The following is an 18564-nucleotide window of genomic DNA, read 5'->3' as shown; positions in this document are numbered from 1 at the left end:
CGTTCAGCTAAGTTAAGGTGGACTCCCCTTACGGACCTGCAACGTGCCTGTGCGAGTTCTCATCGTCGACGATCACACCCTGGTTCGCGCTGGCCTGGCGCGGCTGCTGCAGGGGTTTGCCGACGTGCAGCTGGTGGCCGAGGCCAGCAACGCCGAACAAGCGTTGCAGATGGCCCTGCAGCACGCACCGGACGTGGTCCTGATGGATCTTTCGCTGCCCGGCCGTACCGGCCTGGAAGCGCTGAGCGACATCCGCCTGCGCGCGCCAGGTACGCGCATCGTGATGATGACCATGCATGACGATGCCGCCCATGTGCGTGATGCACTGGACCGTGGCGCCGTGGGTTTCGTGGTGAAGGATGCCGCCCCGCAGGAGCTGGAACTGGCGCTGCGCGCCGCGCATGCCGGCCAGGTGTTCCTCAGTCCGCAGATCTCGGCCAAGATGCTGGCGCCCATGCTGGGCCGCGAGAAGCCCACCGGCATTGCCGCGCTGTCACCCCGGCAGCGGGAAATCCTGCGCCGCATCGGCAAGGGTGAGAGCAACAAGGAAATCGCTGCAGACCTGGGCATCAGCGTAAAGACGGTGGAGACGCACCGCGCCCGCATGATGGAATCGCTCGGCTGCCGCCGCGCCAACGATCTGCTGCTGCTGGCAGCGCGCCACCAGCACGAGCTGGAATGACCGGTTGCGCGGCGGATGACCCGCCGGCCCGGTAGAGTCGACTGTCAGTCGACTGCTCTTCGTAACAGGCCCGGAAATCACGCGCTTCGCGCGGAAGTCGACCAACGGTCGACTCTACCCCGCCGGGTGCCGGGTGCCGAGCGCAGGGTTGGGCACCCGCAGGCGCCGGAATGCCGTCACCCTGACACCCCCTGACGGAATTCCGTACGCGCACGCGGTGCCAGGCCGCCCGTCGCGCACCACAAATCAACAACTTGGCGCCAGCCTTCGTCAACTTCCCGCGCCGATGTAAGGAATACCCCTACACCCTGTCGGGACCACCACCAACTCACTCAGGAACCCCCCGATTCCGCCTGTCCGGGATCAGAAGCAAGATGTGTTCCACAAGGCGTCGGGGAGCGGCGCCGGGGAACTGTCATGAAGGCTGCACTTTCGACCCAGCTGGGCCAGACGCTTCACATCACGCCGCAGTTGCTGCAGTCCATCCGGCTGCTGCAGCTGGATGGCCTGCACCTGGAACAGGAAATCCAGCGGTTGCTGGATTCCAACCCGCTGCTGGAAATCGAGGAGGCCGAAGCCCCGGCTGCCGACCCCACCGACGCCACCGCCACCACGCTGGAAACGGCTGCCTTTGATGAGCTGCCCGAGTCGTCGATGTGGGACGTGGCCGGCACCAGCTGGCAGGACGGCGACGACGACCGGATGGCCCGCATCGCCGCCGGCGAGTCCACCGACCCGCAGCTGCGCGTGCTGCAGCGCCTGGCGCTGGATCTTGACGAACGCGAGCTGGCGGTCGCGGCATTCTGGCTGGAACACTGCGACGAAGCGGGCTACCTGCAGGCCCCGCTCGACCAGCTGCAGCTGCTGGCCAGCGCTCAGTTCGATATCGACGGCGCTGGCGTGGAAGCCATCCGCCAGCAGCTGCTGCACGGCGAACCGGCCGGCATGGCCGCGCAGGATCTGCGCGAGTGCCTGCTTGCACAGCTGTACAGCCTGCACGGCGTGGTGCCGGCCCGCCACCTGGCCGCGCGCATCCTGGAAGGCGCGCTCGATGCGCTGGCCGCCCATGATTACTCCGCCCTCGCCCGGCAGCACGACGCCGAAGTGGATGACGTACGCGAAGCGGTGCGCCTGATCCTCTCGCTGCAGCCCCGCCCGGGCGACAGCCTGCTTCCCGAGCGCAATGCCGTGGTGGTGCCGGATGTGGTCGCCTGGCACGCCGACGACCAATGGAAAGTTGCGCTGAACCCGGCCACCAGCCGCCGCGTGTCGATCAACACCCAGTACGAGCAGGCGCTGGCCGAGACCAGCGATGCGGCCCCGGCCCTGCGCGAGATGCTGCAGGAAGCGCGCTGGTTCAGCCGCGGCCTGTCGATGCGCTACGACACCCTGCTGCGCACGGCGCGGGTGATCGTCGAACGTCAGGCCGCGTTCCTGGTGCGGGGTGAAGAAGCCATGGCCCCGCTGACCCTGAAGGAAGTGGCGGAGGAGATCGGCATGCACGAATCCACGGTGTCGCGTATCACCACCGGCAAGTTCCTGCAGACCCCGCGCGGCACGTTCGAGCTGAAGCACTTCTTCGCTGTGCGCCTGGAAGGTGCCAGCGTGTCCGGCCAGGCCGTCAAGGCCATGGTGCGCCGCCTGATCGACGCCGAACCGGCCGGTCGCCCGCTGGCTGACGAGGCCATTGCCGCCCTGCTGTCCCGCCAGGGGGTGAACATTGCCCGCCGAACCGTCGCAAAATACCGCGAACAACTGGATATCGCCCCGGCCCGCGAACGGCGCCGGCTCAGCGCCAGGCAACCACAGCTGGCCCGAGTGGGCTGAAAAGGATGTTGGACATGAACAAGCTCACAGTCCTGCTGGTCGATGACCATGAGGGATTCATCAACGCGGCGATGCGCCACTTCCGCAAGATCGACTGGCTGCAGATCGTCGGCAGCGCCGGCAACGGCCTGGAAGCCATCGAGCGTTCCGAGTCGCTGCGCCCGCAGGTGGTGCTGATGGACCTGGCGATGCCGGAAATGGGTGGCCTGCAGGCGACCCGCCTGATCAAGTCGCAGGATGATGCCCCGTACATCGTCATCGCCAGCCACTTCGACGACGTCGAGCACCGCGAACATGCGCTGCGCGCCGGCGCCGATAATTTCGTCAGCAAGTTGTCGTACATCCAGGAAGTCATGCCGATCCTGGAAGGCCTCAGGGAGAATCGATCGTGAGTGAATCGCGCATCCTTGTGCTGGACAACGACGCCGTGCGTGCCGAGCGCACCGTTGCCCTGCTGGAATTCATGGATTTCAACCCGCGCTGGGTCTCCGACGCAGCCGATTTCGACCTGGGCCGGCAGCGCCAGAATGACTGGATGGCGGTGATTGTCGGCAGCCTGGACGACAGCGCGGCCAGCACCGCGCTGTATGCCTGGCTGGGCGGCAGCAGCCTGCCGCCGCCGGTGCTGCTGGCCGATGGTGAAGCTGCGGCATTTGCCCGGCAGCACGGCCTGCACGAAGCCAACATCTGGCCGCTGGAAGCCCCGCTGCGCCATGCGCAGATGGAAGCCCTGCTGCGCCGGGCCAGCCTGAAGCGCCTGGATGCCGAGCACCAGGCCGGCGCCGTGCAGGACCAGGGCCCGACCGGCAACGGCCCGGCCGTGACCGGACTGCGCACCATGATCGAACAGGTGGCCGCCTTCGATACCACCGTGCTGGTGCTGGGCGAATCGGGCACCGGCAAGGAAGTGGTCTCGCGTTCGATCCACCAGCGCTCGCCGCGCCGGGATGGACCGTTCGTCGCGATCAACTGCGGCGCCATTCCCGCCGACCTGCTGGAAAGCGAACTGTTCGGTCACGAAAAAGGCGCTTTCACCGGCGCGCTGACGGCTCGCAAGGGTCGTTTCGAGATGGCCGAAGGCGGCACCCTGCTGCTGGATGAAATCGGTGACATGAGCCTGCCGATGCAGGTCAAGCTGCTGCGCGTGCTGCAGGAACGCAGCTTCGAGCGCGTGGGCGGCAACCAGACCATCCGCTGCAACGTGCGCGTGGTCGCCGCCACCCACCGCGATCTGGAAACCCGTATTGCCGAAGGCAAGTTCCGCGAGGATCTGTTCTACCGCCTCAACGTGTTCCCCATCGAAGTGCCGGCACTGCGCGAGCGCCGTGAGGACCTGCCCGCGCTGGTGGAAACCATTGCCATGCAGCTCGGCCGCACCGGTCGCGGCGAAGTGCGCTTCACCCCGGAAGCGCTGCAGGCCCTGGCCAGCTACGAATGGCCGGGCAACGTGCGCGAACTGACCAACCTGGTCGAGCGTCTGGCGGTGCTGCACCCGGGTGGTTCGGTGCGCGTGCAGGATCTGCCCGCCCGCTACCGTGGCGACGCCGCACTGGCACCGGTAGCCGCCCCTGCACCGGCACCGGTGGCCGCTTCCGAGGAGCGCCTGGACCTGCGCAGCTTCTCCTTCCACACCCCCGGCAGCGGCGGCCAGCCGGCGCTGGAACATGGCATCGCCGTGAACCGCGGCAATGCCCCGGCCGCCCTGCCCGACGACGGCCTGGACCTGCGCAACCACATGGCAACGATCGAACTGGGCCTGATCAACGAAGCACTGGAACGCACCCAGGGCGTGGTCGCCCATGCCGCCCAGCTGCTGGGCCTGCGCCGCACCACCCTGGTGGAGAAGCTGCGCAAGTACGGCATCGAACGTGAGCAGGCCGAACTGGCCAGCTGAGCACCCGCCACCGGGGTCGGATCCCTTCCGCAGGAAGGGCTCTGACCCGAGCGATCCCACAGGGGTCGGATCCCTTTCCGTCGGACAGGGATCCGACCTCTGTGCATTTGCAAGTCGTCCTACAGACAGCAGCCAACGCGACTGCGGAGCATGAGCGGACCATCCCAAGGAGATGCTTCATGTACCGCATCACGTTGTTTGCCGCCCTGCTCTGCCCCGCCCTGGCCATGGCCGCCGACTGCACCCTGCCTGTCACCCTCGATCGGCGCCAGTTCACCAACCTCAGCGACCCGCTGTACGCATCCGACAATCCCAATGCCGGCCGCATGGTGCAGGTCAGCTTCGGCGCTGCCGCCTACACGCTTGACGTTCTGGGCACCGGCATCCGCATCGGCGGCAACTACCGCTATCGCCGCCTGGCACCGCATATCGCGGAAGTAGAGATGAGCGAGGCCCATCCTGCGGGTCCCGCCCGCTACACCCTGCTGCTGAGCTGCCTGACCGATCGCCAGGGGCGCTTCATCTATACCCAGCACGACGGCCCCCTGGCACCGCGCCAGCGCCAGAATTCCGGCCACTGGACGTTGCAGCCCTAGGCCAAAAAACCGACGCCGGGGAACTGGCGCCTGATGCCCGGGTCAGAGCCCGTTGCCGCGCAACGGGATCTGACCCCATTCGGCGGCGCTGCGGTTGCCGGCCAGCGGCCGGCGCTACCGGATACAGGCCCTCACGTCACTGAATCGAAAAGGCGTTTCGGCACGCCGCTTGCACTGCTTCCAGACGAATACCCCCATCCCTGTTTCTGGAACCGTTGCAGATGTCCCACTCCGTCACTTCGATCCTCTCCCAGATCCGCTCCTATCAGACCCAGATGGGACAGCCGGCGGCGCTCAACCCGCTGGCCGAAGCGCCGCGTAGCAATGCCCTGCCGGGCACGGTGCTGGACGCACCGCAGGTCCAGCCCGCCAGCTTCACCGAAACCCTGCGCGGCGCCATCGCCGGCGTCAACGATGCGCAGCAGAAATCCGGCGCGCTGGCCAAGGCCTTCGAGCTGGGTGAGCCCGGCGCCGACCTGGCCAAGGTGATGGTCGCCTCGCAGCAGTCCCAGATCGCCTTCCGCGCCACCGTGGAAGTCCGCAACCGTCTCGTCCAGGCCTACCAGGACGTGATGAACATGCCGCTGTAAGGAACATTGACGCATGGCACTGACGCTCTCCAAGGAAACACTGAACGCCGAAAAGGCCGGGCAGTGGTTCGACCGTCTGCAGAGTCTGCAGATCACCCGCCGCCTGGGCCTGATGGCGATGATCGCGGTGGCGGTGGCGGCAGGCCTGTTCGTGTTCTTCTGGTCGCAGAAGCCGGGCATGGTTCCGCTGTACACCGGCCTGGACCAGAAGGCTACGGCTGAGGCCACCGACCTGCTGCGCGCCGCGCAGATTCCGTTCGAGCTCGATCCGGCAACGGGTGGCATCACCGTGCCGGAAAAGAACCTGCACGATGCGCGCCTGAAGCTGGCCGGCTCCGGCCTGACCGACAGCGGCAAGCTCGGCTTCGAGCTGATGGAACGTGACCCAGGCTTTGGCGTCAGCCAGTTCGTGGAAAGCGCGCGCTACCAGCACGCGCTGGAAACCGAGCTGTCGCGCACCATCAACACCCTGCGCCCGGTGCGCGATTCGCGCGTGCACCTGGCCATTCCCAAGCCCAGCGCCTTCACCCGCCAGCGTGACGTAGCCAGTGCCTCGGTCACCCTGGAACTGCGGGGTGGCCAGCAGCTGGAGCGCAGCCAGGTCGATGCCATCGTGCACATGGTGGCCGCCAGCATTCCCGATCTGGCCCCCGAGCGGGTGACCATCGTCGACCAGAGCGGCCGCATGCTCAGCGTCAGCGACCCCAACAGCGAAGCCGCGGTGAACGCGGCCCAGTTCGAGCAGGTGCGCCGCCAGGAAACCTCCTTCAACCAGCGCATCCGCGAGCTGCTGGAACCGATGACCGGCCCCGGCCGCGTCAATCCGGAAGTGAGCGTGGACATGGATTTCTCGGTGACCGAGGAAGCCCACGAGCTCTACAACGGTGAACCGCAGAAGCTGCGCAGCGAGCAGATGAGCGAGAACACCACCAGCACCCCGGGCCCGCAGGGCGTACCGGGTGCCACCAGCAACAGCCCGCCGGGCCAGCAGGCCGCACCGCCCACCGCGCAGGCACCGACCGAAAGCAGCAAGAACGCCACCCGCAACTACGAGCTGGACCGCACCCTGCAGCACACCCGCCAGCCGGCCGGCCGCATCAAGCGCGTTTCGGTGGCGGTGCTGGTGGACAACGTGCCGCGTGCCGGTGCCAACGGCAAGGTGACCCCGCAGCCGCTGGCCGCCGCCGAACTGACCCGCGTCGAAGCACTGGTGAAACAGGCGGTGGGCTTCAATGCCGAACGTGGCGACACCGTGTCGGTGATGAACGCGCCGTTCGTGCGCGACACCACCCCGGTGGAAGGCCCGGCCTGGTGGGAGCTGCCATGGGTGTTCGACGCCGGCCGCATGCTGCTGGGCGCAGTGGTGGTGCTGGCGCTGCTGTTCGGCGTGCTGCGCCCGGCACTGCGCGGCATCACCGGGCAGAACAAGAAGGACGAGGACGCTGCACTGGAACCGCATACCGCGGACGTGCAGCTGGTGGACGACGATGGCACCCCGCTGCCGGCGCTGGGCGCCGACCGGGCCAGCCTGGGCGGGCCGGAAGCATTGGCCCTGCCGGTGGATTCATATGAGGAACGACTGCGGATGGCCCGTGAAGCCGTGAAGACCGACTCCAAGCGCGTGGCCCAGGTGGTCAAGGGCTGGGTGGCCAATGACTGATGTACCGCTGACCGGCGTGCAGCGCGCTGCCGTGCTGCTGCTGTCCCTGGGTGAATTGGATGCGGCTGAAGTGCTGCGCCACATGGAACCCAAGGAAGTGCAGAAGATCGGCATCGCCATGGCCACCATGACCGACATCACCCGCGACCAGGTGGGCCGGGTGATGGACCAGTTCACCCAGGAACTGGGCTCGAAGACCTCGCTGGGCGTGGGCTCGGATGACTACATCCGCAACATGCTGATCCAGGCGCTGGGCAGCGAGAAGGCCAGCGGCCTGATCGACCGCATCCTGCTGGGCCGCAACACCACCGGCCTGGATGCGCTGAAGTGGATGGACCCGCGTGCGGTGGCCGACCTGGTGCGCAACGAGCACCCGCAGATCATCGCCATCGTGATGGCCCACCTGGAAACCGACCAGGCCGCCGATGCCCTGAAACTACTGCCCGACCGTACCCGCGTGGACGTGCTGCTGCGCATCGCCACCCTCGACGGCATTCCGCCGAACGCACTGAATGAACTGAACGAGATCATGGAACGCCAGTTCGCCGGCAACCAGAACCTGAAGTCGTCCAACATCGGCGGCGTGCAGTGCGCGGCCAACATCCTCAACTTCATGGAAAGCGGCCAGGACCAGGCGATCCTCGGCGAGATCGCGCGCATCGATGCGCCGCTCAGTGGCCGCATCCAGGACCTGATGTTCGTCTTCGACGATCTGGTGGACCTGGACGACCGCGAAATGCAGCTGGTGCTGCGCGAAGTGAGCGGCGAGCGCCTGGGCCTGGCCCTGCGTGGCGCGGACATCAAGGTGCGCGACAAGATCACCCGCAACATGTCGCAGCGTGCCGCCGAAATCCTGCTGGAAGACATGGAAGCCCGCGGGCCGGTGCGCCTGTCCGACGTGGAAGGTGCGCAGCGCGAAATCCTGGCCATCGTCAAGCGCATGGCCGATGAAGGCACCGTCACCATCGGTGGCAGCGCGGAGGCCATGCTGTGAGCAACGTCGTGCGCTGGCTCGCCCCTGATCTGCTGGCCCAGCCGCAACCGGCGCTGGAACCGGAAGATGTTTTCGCGCTCACCGAACCGGATCCCGAGCACGAACCGGAGCCGGTCCTGCAGCTGCCGACGCTGGAGGAAATCCAGGCCATCCAGGACAGCGCCGAAAAGGAAGGCTTCCAGCAGGGCCATGCCGATGGCTACGGCCAGGGCCAGGCGGAGATCCGCCGCCTGATCGCACAGATGGAAGGCATCCTGGACAACTTCAGCCGGCCGCTGGTGCGACTGGAAAACGAAGTGGTCGGCGCGCTGGGCGAACTGGCGGTACGCATTGCTGGTGCGCTGGTGGGTCGCGCCTACGAAGCGGACCCGGCACTGCTAGCACAGCTGGTGGGCGAAGCGGTGGATGCCGTGGGCGGCAGCACGCGTGAAGTGGAAGTGCGCCTGCACCCGGATGACATCGCCGCGCTGGCGCCGCTGATCACCCTGTCACCCACCCAGCGCCTGGTACCCGACACCAGCCTGAGCCGTGGCGACCTGCGCGTGCACGCCGAAGCCGTGCGCATCGACGGCACCCTCGAAGCCCGCCTGCGCGGCGCCCTGGACGCCGTGATCCGCCAGACCGGAGCCACTCCATGACCCCTGAAGCGAACCTGCCTCCGCCGCCCACCGATTGGGCCATGGCCCGCAACCTGCGCCTGGCCCGCCGCCTGGACGGCCTGCGCGTGGACACTGCCCATGGCCGGGGCCTGATCCGCGAAGGCGTGCTGCGCCGCGCGGTCGGCCTGACCCTGGAAGCGGTCGGCTGCGAAGCCCCGCTGGGGGCCAGCTGCAAGGTGGAAGTGGTCGATGGCGGCTGGGTCGATGCGGAAGTGGTCGGCTTTGCCGGCGAACGCACCTACCTGATGCCCAGCGCCGAACTGCATGGCCTGCTGCCCAACGCACGCGTCGTGCCCTCGGCGCGCCGTGGCGGCGTGGAAGTGGGCGAAGGCCTGCTCGGCCGCGTGATTGACAGCGATGGCGTGCCGCTGGATGGCAAGGGTCCGATCCGCGCCGAAGGCCATGTCGGCATGGCCGGCGTCTCCATCAATCCGCTCGCGCGCGAACCCATCACCCAGCCGCTGGACGTGGGTGTGCGCGCCATCAATGCCCTGCTGCCGATCGGCCGCGGCCAGCGCGTGGGCCTGTTCGCCGGTTCCGGCGTCGGCAAATCGACGCTGCTGGGCATGATGACCCGCTACACCGCCGCCGACGTCATCGTGGTCGGGCTGATCGGTGAACGTGGCCGCGAAGTCCGCGATTTCGTCGAAACCACGCTGGGCGAGGAAGGCCTGCGCCGCGCCGTGGTGGTGGCCAGCCCGGCCGACCGACCGCCGCTGGCGCGCCTGCATGGCGCCTACCGCGCCACGGCCATCGCCGAGTGGTTCCGCGACCAGGGCCTGAACGTGCTGCTGCTGATGGATTCGCTGACCCGCTTTGCCCAGGCCCAGCGCGAGATCGGCCTGTCGGTAGGCGAGCCGCCGACCACCCGCGGCTACCCGCCCTCGGTGTTCGCCAAACTGCCAGCGCTGGTGGAACGTGCCGGCAACGGCGCCAAGGGCCGGGGCTCGATCACCGCGTTCTACACGGTACTGACCGAAGGCGACGACCCGCAGGACCCGATCGCCGATGCGGCGCGCGCCATCCTTGACGGCCACATCCTGCTGTCGCGCCGGGTCGCCGACAGCGGCCTGTACCCGGCCATCGACGTCGAATCGTCGGTCAGCCGCGTGGTCACCGAAATTGCCGACGAACCGTGGCGCCTGCGCATCCGCAAGCTGAAGCGGCTGGTCTCGGCCTATTCCTCCAACCGCGACCTCATTGCGATCGGCGCCTACCAGCGCGGCAACGACGCCGCCACCGATGAAGCCCTGGAACGCTGGCCGGAAATCATGGAGTTCCTGGGCCAGGACGTGGCCAAGGCCGCCGATCTTCCGCACAGCCAGGCCGCGCTGCAGCGCCTGGTGGATTAAGAGAGCCGAACCATGACACAGTCCAAGCGCATCGATCCGCTGCTGAAGCGGGCCCAGGAACACGAAGACGCCGTGGCACGCGATCTGGCCGAACGCCAGCGCGTGCTCGATACCCATCTGTCGCGCCTGGACGAGCTTCGCCGTTACGCCGAGGAGTATGCGAATGCACAAATGGCGGCCACCAGCCCCGCACAGCTGCTGAACCGGCGTGCCTTCCTCGACCGCCTCGACAGTGCGGTGGAACAGCAGCAGGCCACTGTGAACGGCAACCGCGAGAAGGTGGAAGCCGAACGTGCGCGCCTGATCCTGGCCAGCCGTGACAAGGCCGTGCTGGAACAGTTGGCCGCCAGCTACCGGGCCCAGGAGAAGGTGGTGACCGACCGCCGCGACCAGCGCGAGATGGACGACATCGGCGCCCGCCGGGCTCGGCTGGCGCAGACCGCCGAGCCCGACGGTGGCGAACAGGGGAGCCGGCCGTGATGCCCTCCGCCTTGTCCAGCAGCACCGGCACCGGCGGCACCGCCAGCAGCACGCCCAGCACCGCGCGCAGCACGGGCAGCGGCAAGGACTTCGGGCAGATGCTGCAGGGCGCGCCCGAAACAGCGGCGAAGCCCCAGCCGGCCAGCAAGGCCCCATCGCCCAACAGCGCGCCGGCCAACCCGGACGGCGGCGCGGACACGCCTGGCAGCAGCGCCCCGGACAGCGACGCCGCGGCCACCGAAACGACGGCCGCTGGCGCGCCGCCCGCCCAGACTTCGACGGACGACAAGGACACAGCGACGGAAAGCGAAGACGCGCCGTGGCCGCCACTCGGCCTGGCCGGCTTGGTGCTGGCCGTGCCGGTGCCCACCGACGCCGTCGCCGCGACACCCGTGGCAACGACGGAGGGCGGCGACGCGGACCTGGCTGCCGCAGCCCCGTCATTGCCGGCCACCGGTCTGCCCACGGCGGCGGCGCTGGCTGCCGGCACGGCTGCGGCCACGGCTACCACCACCGCAGCGGCCGACACTGATGGCGACATCGTCACCCAGCCGCTGCCGGACATGGTCCTCGGCCAGCAGGCGCTGGATGGCGCCGACGACAGCGACGGCCTGCTGATCGGTGATCGCACCCCACCCACCCCGCTGCAGCTTCCCCTGCCCCCCGCGCTGCAGGACCTGAAGGCCGCGCTGGCCAGCACGCCGGTCTTCGATGGCGAACCGACACCCACGCCGACCCTGGGTGACGACGGCTTCGACCAAGCGGTCGGTGCGCGCCTCAGCTGGCTGGCCGACCAGAAGATCGGCCACGCCCATATCCGCCTGAACCCGGAAGACCTCGGCCCGGTGGATGTGCGCCTGCAGATGAATGGCGACAAGGTCCACGCCAGCTTCAGCAGCCCGCACGTGGACGTGCGCCATGCGCTGGAAAGCAGCCTGCCGCGCCTGCGCGAACTGCTGGGCGAACAGGGCTTCCAGCTGGCCCATGCCGATGTCGGCCAGCAGAACAGCGGCGACGGCAATCCGTCGGCGCAGCCCGGCGGCACGAGCGGCCTGGCCGGCGGCGACGGAGAACCGTCGCGGGGCGACACCACGGTGTCGGCCGCACAGCTGATGCGCCAGCGCGGGCTGCTCGACGCCTACGCGTAACCGGCGGCCAACCAAGGTTGGCCACTACCGGAACCGGGGCACCGACGGAATTCCGTCGCACCCCTCCCCCGCACTGCGGCACACCCCTTGCATATCCCGGTGAAGCAACCCTCAGGAGCTTCACCTCGTGGCCGCAGCCGCTGACAAAACCAAGAAGACCGCCGACAAGGACAAGACCGCCAAGACGCGCAGTCCGCTGTTGATCACCGCCCTGGTGGCCGTGCTGGCCGCAGGTGCCGCTGGCGGCGGCGTCTGGTTCTTTACCCAGTCCTCGCACGAAGAAAAGAAGGCCGATACCCCGAAGAAGGGCGCGACCCCGGCCCCGGCCCAGTACTTCGCGCTCGATCCGGCCTTCGTGGTCAACCTCAACGGTTCGCTGGACGGCCCGCGCTACCTGCAGGTGGAAGTGCAGCTGATGACCCGCGACCCGGCCGCGCTGGAAGCCATCAAGACCCACGCCCCGGCCATCCGCGCACGGCTGCTGATGCTGTTCTCGCAGGTCACCTCCGATCAGATCGCCGACATCGCCGGCAAGCAGAAGCTGCAGGCCGATTCGCTGGCCGAAGTGCAGAAGGTGCTCAAGGCCGAAACCGGCAGCAACGGCGCCGACGATCTGCTGTTCACCAGCTTCGTGACCCAGTAAGGGCTGCCCCCGATGAATGACCTGCTGTCCCAGGATGAGATCGATGCCCTGCTCCATGGCGTGGACAGTGGCGCGGTCGAAACCGAACCGGATGTGCCCAGTGGCGAGGCGCGGTCGTACGATTTCGCCAGCCAGGACCGCATCATCCGCGGTCGCATGCCGACCCTGGAAATGGTCCACGAGCGTTTCGCGCGCCTGTGGCGGATCGGCCTGTTCAACCTGATCCGACGCTCGGCCGAACTGTCGGTGCGCGGCATCGAACTGATCAAGTTCAACGATTACATGCACTCGTTGTATGTGCCGACCAACCTCAACCTGATCCGCTTCAAGCCGCTGCGTGGCACCGGTCTGATCGTGTTCGAGCCCACCCTGGTGTTCGCCATCGTCGACAACTTCTTCGGCGGTGACGGGCGTTACCCCACGCGCATTGAAGGCCGCGAATTCACCGCGACCGAAATGCGGGTGATCCAGCTGCTGCTGAAGCAGACCTTCGCCGATCTGCGCGAGGCCTGGGCGCCGGTGATGGAAGTGGATTTCGAGTACATCAATTCGGAAATCAACCCGCACTTCGCCAACATCGTGACGCCCCGCGAATACGTGGTGGTGTGCCGCCTGCACGTCGAGCTCGACGGCGGTGGCGGTGACATCCACGTCACCCTGCCCTATTCGATGCTCGAGCCGATCCGCGAACTGCTCGATGCCGGCATCCAGAGCGACCGCAACGACCGCGATGCCAGCTGGGGCGTGATGCTGCGCGAGCAGCTCAACATCGCCGAAGTGACCCTGTCCAGCGTGCTGGCCAGCAAGCGCATGACCCTGCGCGACCTGACCCAGCTGAAGGTCGGCGACATCCTGCCGATCGAGCTGAACCCGCAGGTGCCGCTGTGCGTGGAGAACATCCCCGTGTTCACCGGCGAATTCGGCATCGCCAACGGCATGAACGCCGTAAAGATCACCGCTACCCATCCGCCGGGCACCCGTCCGCGCGTACCCGTCATCCAGGAAGACCCGCAATGAACGATATCGACGCCATCGAACCGACCCCGGCCCAGTTCGGCAACCTGCAGGCTGATGAGTCGAACGGCCCGGACCTGAACCTGGACGTGATCCTCGACGTGCCGGTGACCCTGTCGCTGGAAGTCGGCCGCGCCCGCCTGCCGATCCGCAACCTGCTGCAGCTCAACCAGGGCTCGGTGGTGGAACTGGAACGCGGCGCGGGTGAATCGCTGGACGTGTTCGTCAACGGCACGCTGATCGCCCACGGCGAAGTGGTAGTGATCAACGATCGCTTCGGCGTCCGCCTGACCGACGTGGTCAGCCCGAGCGAGCGCATCCGGAGACTGCGTTGAGCCTGCTGCTCGCCACTGCCCAGGCCGCCGCCAGAACCTCGCCGCAGATCGGCCAGCATGCGGCCAGTGCCCCCAGCCTGTTCGGCGCGGTGCTGGCCCTGGTCGCGGTGCTGGCGCTGGTGGTCGGCCTCGGCTGGCTGCTCAAGCGCATGCCGGGCAGCGGCTTCCGCCCGCCGGAAGGCATGAAGCTGGTGGCCAGCCTGAACGTAGGCGCCAAGGAGCGCGTGGTGGTGGTGGAGGTCAATGGCCAGCAGCTGCTGCTGGGCGTGACCGCCGGCAGCATCAACACCCTGCACACCCTTTCCGAGCCGCTGCCGCCGCCCGCGCCGGTGCGCGTGCCGGACCTGAAAAACCTGTCGAATTTCGCCCAGCTGCTGCAACAGCGGCTGCGCAAGGACCCCTGACATGCGTGTCGCCCGTACCCGCCCCGCCACCGCACTGACGTGGCTGCTGTTGATCGCCCTGTGCCTGCTGCCCGCGCTGGCCTTCGCCGCGCCCGGCGCGCCGGCCGCACTGCCCGACGTCAACGTCGGCAGGATCGGCGGCCAGCCGGTCAGTCTGCCGCTGCAGACCCTGCTGCTGATGACGGCGATCACCCTGATCCCCTCGATGCTGCTGGTGCTGACCTCGTTCACCCGCATCATCATCGTGCTGGGCCTGCTGCGCCAGGCGCTGGGCACCGGGCAGACGCCGTCCAACCAGGTGCTGCTGGGCCTGGCCCTGTTCCTGACCGCCATGATCATGCTGCCGACCTGGGACAAGGCCTGGAGCACGGGCATGGCGCCCTACCTCAACGGCGACATCGACTTCCAGACCGCCTGGACGCTGACCACGCAGCCGTTGCGCGGCTTCATGCTGGCGCAGATCCGCGAAACCGACCTGATGACCTTCGCCGGCATCGCCGGGCATGGCACCTATGCCAGCCCCGACGCGATTCCGTTCCCGGTGCTGGTCGCCTCGTTCGTCACCAGCGAACTGAAGACCGCCTTCGAGATCGGCTTCCTCATCTTCATTCCGTTCGTGATCATCGATCTGGTGGTGGCCAGCGTGCTGATGTCGATGGGCATGATGATGCTGTCGCCGATGCTGGTCTCGGCGCCGTTCAAGATTCTGCTGTTCGTTCTGGTCGATGGCTGGGTACTGACGGTGGGTACGTTGGCGGCCAGCTTCAATCCGGCGTGAATCAATCCAGCGTGATTCAAGCAACGGCAGTCGAGCAACGCTCGACGCTACAAAAGCAGATGGAACCCGAATGTCTCCCGAACTTGCCTTGACCGAACTGCGTGGCGGCCTGATCACCGTGTTGTGGGTGGCCGGCCCGCTGCTGCTGACCGTGCTGGTGGTGGGCGTTGTGGTGGGCGTGGTCCAGGCCGCGACCCAGCTCAACGAGCCGACCATCGCCTTCGTCGCCAAAGCCGCCGCATTGACGGCGGTGCTGTTCGCGCTGGGCAGCCTGCTGATCGGCCATCTGGTCGAATTCACCACGCTGCTGTTCCAGCGCATTCCCCACCTGATCGGCTAGGACGGGCGCGCTGATGGATGCCGCCACGCAGATGGCTGCCGACGGCCTGCAGGCCTTCGGCATGATTGCCACGGTGCTGTGGACGATGCTGCGCATCGGCGCCGTCGCGATGGCCATGCCGATGATCGGCACCCGCGCGGTGCCGGCACGCATCCGCGTGATCCTGGCCGGCACCCTGTCCATTGCCCTGGCGCCCCTGCTGCCGCCGGTACCGGAATGGACCGGTTTTGATGCCGCCACCGTACTGACCATCGCCCGCGAACTGGCCATCGGCGTGTCCATCGGCTTCATGCTGCGATTGATCTTCGAGGCCGGCGCAATGGCCGGCGAAATGGTCGCGCAGGGCACTGGCCTGGCCTTCGCACAGATGAGCGATCCGCTGCGCGGCGGCAGTTCCGGTGTCCTCGGCCAGTGGTTCTACCTGCTGTTCGGCCTGCTGTTCTTTACCGCAAACGGCCACCTGGCCCTGATTTCGCTGGTGGTGGACAGCTACCGTTCGCTGCCCATCGGCGCGCCCCTGCCCGACCCGCATGCGTTCTTCAGCATTGCCCCCACCCTGTTGCTCACCGTGCTGCGCGGCGCACTCACCCTGGCCATCCCGCTGACCGTGGCGATGCTGGCGGTGAACCTGGCCTTTGGCGTACTGGCACGTGCCGCACCGGCATTGAATCCGATCCAGCTGGGCCTGCCGGTGTCGCTGCTGCTGGGCCTGGTGCTGCTGGCACTGCTGGTGGGCGAGATGGGGCCGCCGGTGCAGCGGCTGTTCGATGCGGCCTTCGAGGCGGCGGGCGCCGTCACACGGTGACGCGCATCCGTAGAGCTGAGCCCATGCTCGGCTCTACCCCTCCGCCCCTGCTTCGCGCTAGAGTGAATGCGCGACGACCAGGGGGACGCCGCATCTGGCAGCCGCACGCCGGGCTGCCTGCCTCATCCATGCCCCAACGTAGTTTTTCCGTCGACAGGAAGGTCCGGGAGAAAGACGCATGCTGGTAGGCACGTACAACCCGTGGCTGGTGGCCATCTCGCTGCTGGTCGCTGTGATGGCGTCATACACTGCGTTGGCCATGGCCGGCCGTACGGTCACCGCACCCGGCAGAGGCGCCACCTGGTGGTGGCGGCTGGGCGGCGGGTTCGCCATGGGCCTGGGTATCTGGTCCATGCACTTCATCGGCATGCTCGCGTTCGACCTGCCGATTCCGCTGGGCTACGACCTGCCGATCACCCTGCTTTCGCTGGCCATGGCCATCGCCGCCTCGGTGTTCGCGCTGTGGCTGGTCTCGCTGCGCACACTGCCACACCCGCGCCTGGCCGGGGGCGCGGTGCTGATGGGCACAGGCATCGCCGGCATGCATTACGTCGGCATGGCAGCGCTGCGCATGCGCCCGGGCATCGATTACGACCCGATCTGGCTGGCCCTTTCACTGCTGGTGGCCGTCGCCGCATCGTGGGTGGCGCTGTACGTCGCGTTCCGGCTGCGTGCGCAACATACCCGCAGCGTCGACCGCTTGGCCGCAGCGGGCCTGCTCGGCCTGGCCATTGTCGGCATGCACTACACCGGCATGGCCGCCGCCCGCTTCCCGGAAGGCAGCGTCTGCGGCGCGGCGGTGGGCGATGGCCTGCAGAACACCTGGCTGGCGATGCTGGTGGTGGTGCTGACCGTGGCCATCCTGGCGGTGGTGCTGGTGGTGTCCTGGATGGACCAGCGGCTGGAAGCGCAACTGCTGCGCCTGCGCAACTCGATGCTCAGCACCTCGCTCACCGATGCCCAGCAGGAACTGACCCAGGCCGCACTGCACGATCCGCTCACCCGCCTGCCGAACCGGTTGCTGCTGCAGCGGGGCATCGTGCAGGCGCTGGCCGAGGCCGAACAGGGCGGCAGCCGCTTCGCGGTGATGTTCATGGACCTGGATGGCTTCAAGCAGGTCAACGATGCCTATGGGCACCAGGCCGGCGATGCGCTGCTGGTGGCCGTGGCCGAGCGTACCCAGCAACTGCTGCGGCCCAATGACCTGCTGGCCCGGTTGGGCGGCGATGAGTTCGTGATGGTGGTGCGCATCGACCACGACGAGGATCTGCCGACCCTGGCCCGGCGCATCCTGCAGGCCGTAGGCAGCGCACCGTTGCTTGCCGACAGCGACCTGCAGGTGACCGCCAGCATCGGCGTGGCGATCTGCCCCGACCACGCCGCCAGCGAACGGCAGCTGATGGCGTTCGCCGATGCGGCGATGTACCAGGCCAAGGAATCGGGCCGCAATGCCTTCGTGATGTTCGCCGATTGGATGAATGACAGCGCCGAGCAGCAGTTCCGCCTGCTGGCCGACCTGCGCAAGGCGATCAGCAGCGATCAGCTGTTCCTGCACTACCAGCCCAAGATCCAGGTGGCCACGCAGAAGGTGGCCGGTGCCGAAGCCCTGATCCGCTGGCGCCATCCCGAACATGGCCTGGTTCCGCCGGACCGCTTCATCCGTCTGGCCGAACGCAGCGGCGCCATCAACGAGATCGGCCGCTGGGCGCTTGACCAGGCGTGTGCGCAGCTGCGCCGATGGCATGATGCCGGCCACGATGGCTGGTCGATGTCGGTGAATCTGTCCCCGGTGCAGTTTGGTTCGCCGCACCTGCTGCAGGATGTCACTGAAGTGCTGGAACGCCACCGCATCGCCCCGCGCCAGCTGGTACTGGAAATCACCGAAAGCACGGTGATGCGCGATACCGACACCAGCCTGCGCCTGCTGCAGGCGCTGTCGGCACTGGGTGTAGGCATTTCCATTGATGATTTCGGTACCGGCTATTCCAGCCTGCTGTACCTGAAGCGGCTGCCCGCCACCGAGATCAAGATCGACCACGCCTTCGTGCGCGATCTGGAACACAGCGCCGAGGACGTGGTGATCGTCTCGGCCATCGTGGCGCTGGGCCATGCGCTGGACATGGACATCGTGGCCGAGGGTGTGGAAACGGCGGCCCAGCGCGCCTACCTGGAACGGCTGGGCTGCGACTACCTGCAGGGCTTCCTGCTGGGCCGCCCGGTGGATGCGGCCCGCTTCATGCAGCTGCATGACCTGCCGCGGCCGCGCATCGAACTGGCGCAGAGCCCGCCGCCGCCGAATCCGACGTAGCGCCGGACCGAAATGGACGCTGAGGGCAGTGCCCCGCCTTTTCCTGCTGGCAATT

At 67.6% G+C, this 18564-nt stretch carries 20 protein-coding genes; all 20 read left to right on the top strand.

Going from position 1 to position 18564, the window contains the following annotated elements; genetic code table 11:
• The first annotated feature begins 49 nt into the window (after window positions 1–49).
• Entirely contained in the window at window positions 50–682 is a 633-nt protein-coding gene (locus C1924_RS09775) for a response regulator transcription factor (RefSeq protein ID WP_025879002.1), read from the top strand.
• 417 nt (window positions 683–1099) lie between these two features.
• Complete coding sequence (gene rpoN / locus C1924_RS09770) at window positions 1100–2509, top strand: RNA polymerase factor sigma-54 (RefSeq protein WP_108765114.1); 1410 nt, start codon at window positions 1100–1102, stop codon at window positions 2507–2509.
• Window positions 2510–2523: 14 nt separating this feature from the next.
• A complete protein-coding gene (locus tag C1924_RS09765) occupies window positions 2524–2901 on the top strand; it encodes a response regulator transcription factor (protein WP_108765113.1) in 378 nt (125 codons plus the stop codon).
• The gene (locus C1924_RS09760; protein ID WP_108765112.1) at window positions 2898–4403 is read left to right on the top strand and encodes a sigma-54 dependent transcriptional regulator; all 1506 of its coding nucleotides are present in this window, start codon (window positions 2898–2900) and stop codon (window positions 4401–4403) included. Before C1924_RS09765 ends, C1924_RS09760 begins: the two co-directional genes overlap by 4 nt.
• Window positions 4404–4582: 179 nt before the next feature.
• Window positions 4583–4999 carry a hypothetical protein gene (locus C1924_RS09755; protein WP_108765111.1) on the top strand — a complete coding sequence of 139 codons (417 nt, stop codon included), beginning with the start codon at window positions 4583–4585 and terminating at the stop codon, window positions 4997–4999.
• A gap of 221 nt (window positions 5000–5220) precedes the next feature.
• Window positions 5221–5589, top strand: a complete 369-nt coding sequence (fliE, locus tag C1924_RS09750) for a flagellar hook-basal body complex protein FliE (RefSeq protein ID WP_108746650.1) — start codon at window positions 5221–5223, stop codon at window positions 5587–5589.
• 13 nt (window positions 5590–5602) lie between these two features.
• Window positions 5603–7249 carry a flagellar basal-body MS-ring/collar protein FliF gene (gene fliF, locus C1924_RS09745; RefSeq protein WP_108765110.1) on the top strand — a complete coding sequence of 549 codons (1647 nt, stop codon included), beginning with the start codon at window positions 5603–5605 and terminating at the stop codon, window positions 7247–7249.
• Window positions 7250–7256: 7 nt separating this feature from the next.
• Window positions 7257–8243 (top strand): flagellar motor switch protein FliG, encoded by a 987-nt coding sequence (gene fliG, locus C1924_RS09740; RefSeq protein WP_108767017.1) that lies wholly within the window; start codon window positions 7257–7259, stop codon window positions 8241–8243.
• A gap of 29 nt (window positions 8244–8272) precedes the next feature.
• A complete protein-coding gene (locus C1924_RS09735) occupies window positions 8273–8881 on the top strand; it encodes a FliH/SctL family protein (RefSeq protein WP_174208989.1) in 609 nt (202 codons plus the stop codon).
• Window positions 8878–10254, top strand: a complete 1377-nt coding sequence (locus C1924_RS09730; RefSeq protein ID WP_108765108.1) for a FliI/YscN family ATPase — start codon at window positions 8878–8880, stop codon at window positions 10252–10254. Before C1924_RS09735 ends, C1924_RS09730 begins: the two co-directional genes overlap by 4 nt.
• A gap of 12 nt (window positions 10255–10266) precedes the next feature.
• Window positions 10267–10734 carry a flagellar export protein FliJ gene (gene fliJ, locus C1924_RS09725; protein ID WP_108765107.1) on the top strand — a complete coding sequence of 156 codons (468 nt, stop codon included), beginning with the start codon at window positions 10267–10269 and terminating at the stop codon, window positions 10732–10734.
• Complete coding sequence (locus C1924_RS09720; protein ID WP_108765106.1) at window positions 10734–11882, top strand: flagellar hook-length control protein FliK; 1149 nt, start codon at window positions 10734–10736, stop codon at window positions 11880–11882. Before fliJ ends, C1924_RS09720 begins: the two co-directional genes overlap by 1 nt.
• A 127-nt stretch (window positions 11883–12009) precedes the next feature.
• A complete protein-coding gene (locus tag C1924_RS09715) occupies window positions 12010–12525 on the top strand; it encodes a flagellar basal body-associated FliL family protein (RefSeq protein ID WP_108765105.1) in 516 nt (171 codons plus the stop codon).
• A gap of 12 nt (window positions 12526–12537) precedes the next feature.
• Window positions 12538–13542 (top strand): flagellar motor switch protein FliM, encoded by a 1005-nt coding sequence (gene fliM, locus C1924_RS09710; protein WP_108765104.1) that lies wholly within the window; start codon window positions 12538–12540, stop codon window positions 13540–13542.
• Window positions 13539–13874: a flagellar motor switch protein FliN gene (gene fliN, locus C1924_RS09705; RefSeq protein WP_108765103.1), complete on the top strand. Its 336-nt coding sequence runs from the start codon at window positions 13539–13541 to the stop codon at window positions 13872–13874. The genes fliM and fliN overlap by 4 nt, the downstream gene beginning before the upstream one ends.
• A complete protein-coding gene (fliO, locus tag C1924_RS09700; protein ID WP_108765102.1) occupies window positions 13871–14278 on the top strand; it encodes a flagellar biosynthetic protein FliO in 408 nt (135 codons plus the stop codon). Before fliN ends, fliO begins: the two co-directional genes overlap by 4 nt.
• A 1-nt stretch (window position 14279) precedes the next feature.
• On the top strand, window positions 14280–15056 hold the full coding sequence (gene fliP / locus C1924_RS09695) for a flagellar type III secretion system pore protein FliP (protein ID WP_108765101.1): 777 nt from the start codon (window positions 14280–14282) through the stop codon (window positions 15054–15056).
• 70 nt (window positions 15057–15126) lie between these two features.
• Window positions 15127–15396 carry a flagellar biosynthetic protein FliQ gene (locus C1924_RS09690; RefSeq protein ID WP_005413254.1) on the top strand — a complete coding sequence of 90 codons (270 nt, stop codon included), beginning with the start codon at window positions 15127–15129 and terminating at the stop codon, window positions 15394–15396.
• A gap of 13 nt (window positions 15397–15409) precedes the next feature.
• On the top strand, window positions 15410–16201 hold the full coding sequence (gene fliR, locus C1924_RS09685; protein WP_108765100.1) for a flagellar biosynthetic protein FliR: 792 nt from the start codon (window positions 15410–15412) through the stop codon (window positions 16199–16201).
• Window positions 16202–16379: 178 nt separating this feature from the next.
• Window positions 16380–18509 (top strand): bifunctional diguanylate cyclase/phosphodiesterase, encoded by a 2130-nt coding sequence (locus C1924_RS09680; RefSeq protein WP_108765099.1) that lies wholly within the window; start codon window positions 16380–16382, stop codon window positions 18507–18509.
• The last annotated feature ends 55 nt before the right edge of the window (window positions 18510–18564 follow it).

Origin of the sequence: Stenotrophomonas sp. ESTM1D_MKCIP4_1, from assembly GCF_003086895.1 — a bacterium.
Lineage (GTDB): Bacteria > Pseudomonadota > Gammaproteobacteria > Xanthomonadales > Xanthomonadaceae > Stenotrophomonas.
The sequence above is the reverse complement of the archived record's forward strand: the minus strand, read 5'-3'. Positions and strand labels throughout refer to the sequence as shown.

Bases quoted from the DNA above. Each gene is read 5' to 3' on its own strand.
- fliP (WP_108765101.1), top strand. From the start codon at position 14,280: ATGCGTGTCGCCCGTACCCGCCCCGCCACCGCACTGACGTGGCTGCTG.
- fliM (WP_108765104.1), top strand. From the start codon at position 12,538: ATGAATGACCTGCTGTCCCAGGATGAGATCGATGCCCTGCTCCATGGC.
- C1924_RS09755 (WP_108765111.1), top strand. From the start codon at position 4,583: ATGTACCGCATCACGTTGTTTGCCGCCCTGCTCTGCCCCGCCCTGGCC.
- C1924_RS09720 (WP_108765106.1), top strand. From the start codon at position 10,734: ATGCCCTCCGCCTTGTCCAGCAGCACCGGCACCGGCGGCACCGCCAGC.
- fliN (WP_108765103.1), top strand. From the start codon at position 13,539: ATGAACGATATCGACGCCATCGAACCGACCCCGGCCCAGTTCGGCAAC.
- fliF (WP_108765110.1), top strand. From the start codon at position 5,603: ATGGCACTGACGCTCTCCAAGGAAACACTGAACGCCGAAAAGGCCGGG.
- C1924_RS09730 (WP_108765108.1), top strand. From the start codon at position 8,878: ATGACCCCTGAAGCGAACCTGCCTCCGCCGCCCACCGATTGGGCCATG.
- fliR (WP_108765100.1), top strand. From the start codon at position 15,410: ATGGATGCCGCCACGCAGATGGCTGCCGACGGCCTGCAGGCCTTCGGC.
- C1924_RS09680 (WP_108765099.1), top strand. From the start codon at position 16,380: ATGCTGGTAGGCACGTACAACCCGTGGCTGGTGGCCATCTCGCTGCTG.
- C1924_RS09765 (WP_108765113.1), top strand. From the start codon at position 2,524: ATGAACAAGCTCACAGTCCTGCTGGTCGATGACCATGAGGGATTCATC.
- rpoN (WP_108765114.1), top strand. From the start codon at position 1,100: ATGAAGGCTGCACTTTCGACCCAGCTGGGCCAGACGCTTCACATCACG.
- fliE (WP_108746650.1), top strand. From the start codon at position 5,221: ATGTCCCACTCCGTCACTTCGATCCTCTCCCAGATCCGCTCCTATCAG.
- C1924_RS09690 (WP_005413254.1), top strand. From the start codon at position 15,127: ATGTCTCCCGAACTTGCCTTGACCGAACTGCGTGGCGGCCTGATCACC.
- fliJ (WP_108765107.1), top strand. From the start codon at position 10,267: ATGACACAGTCCAAGCGCATCGATCCGCTGCTGAAGCGGGCCCAGGAA.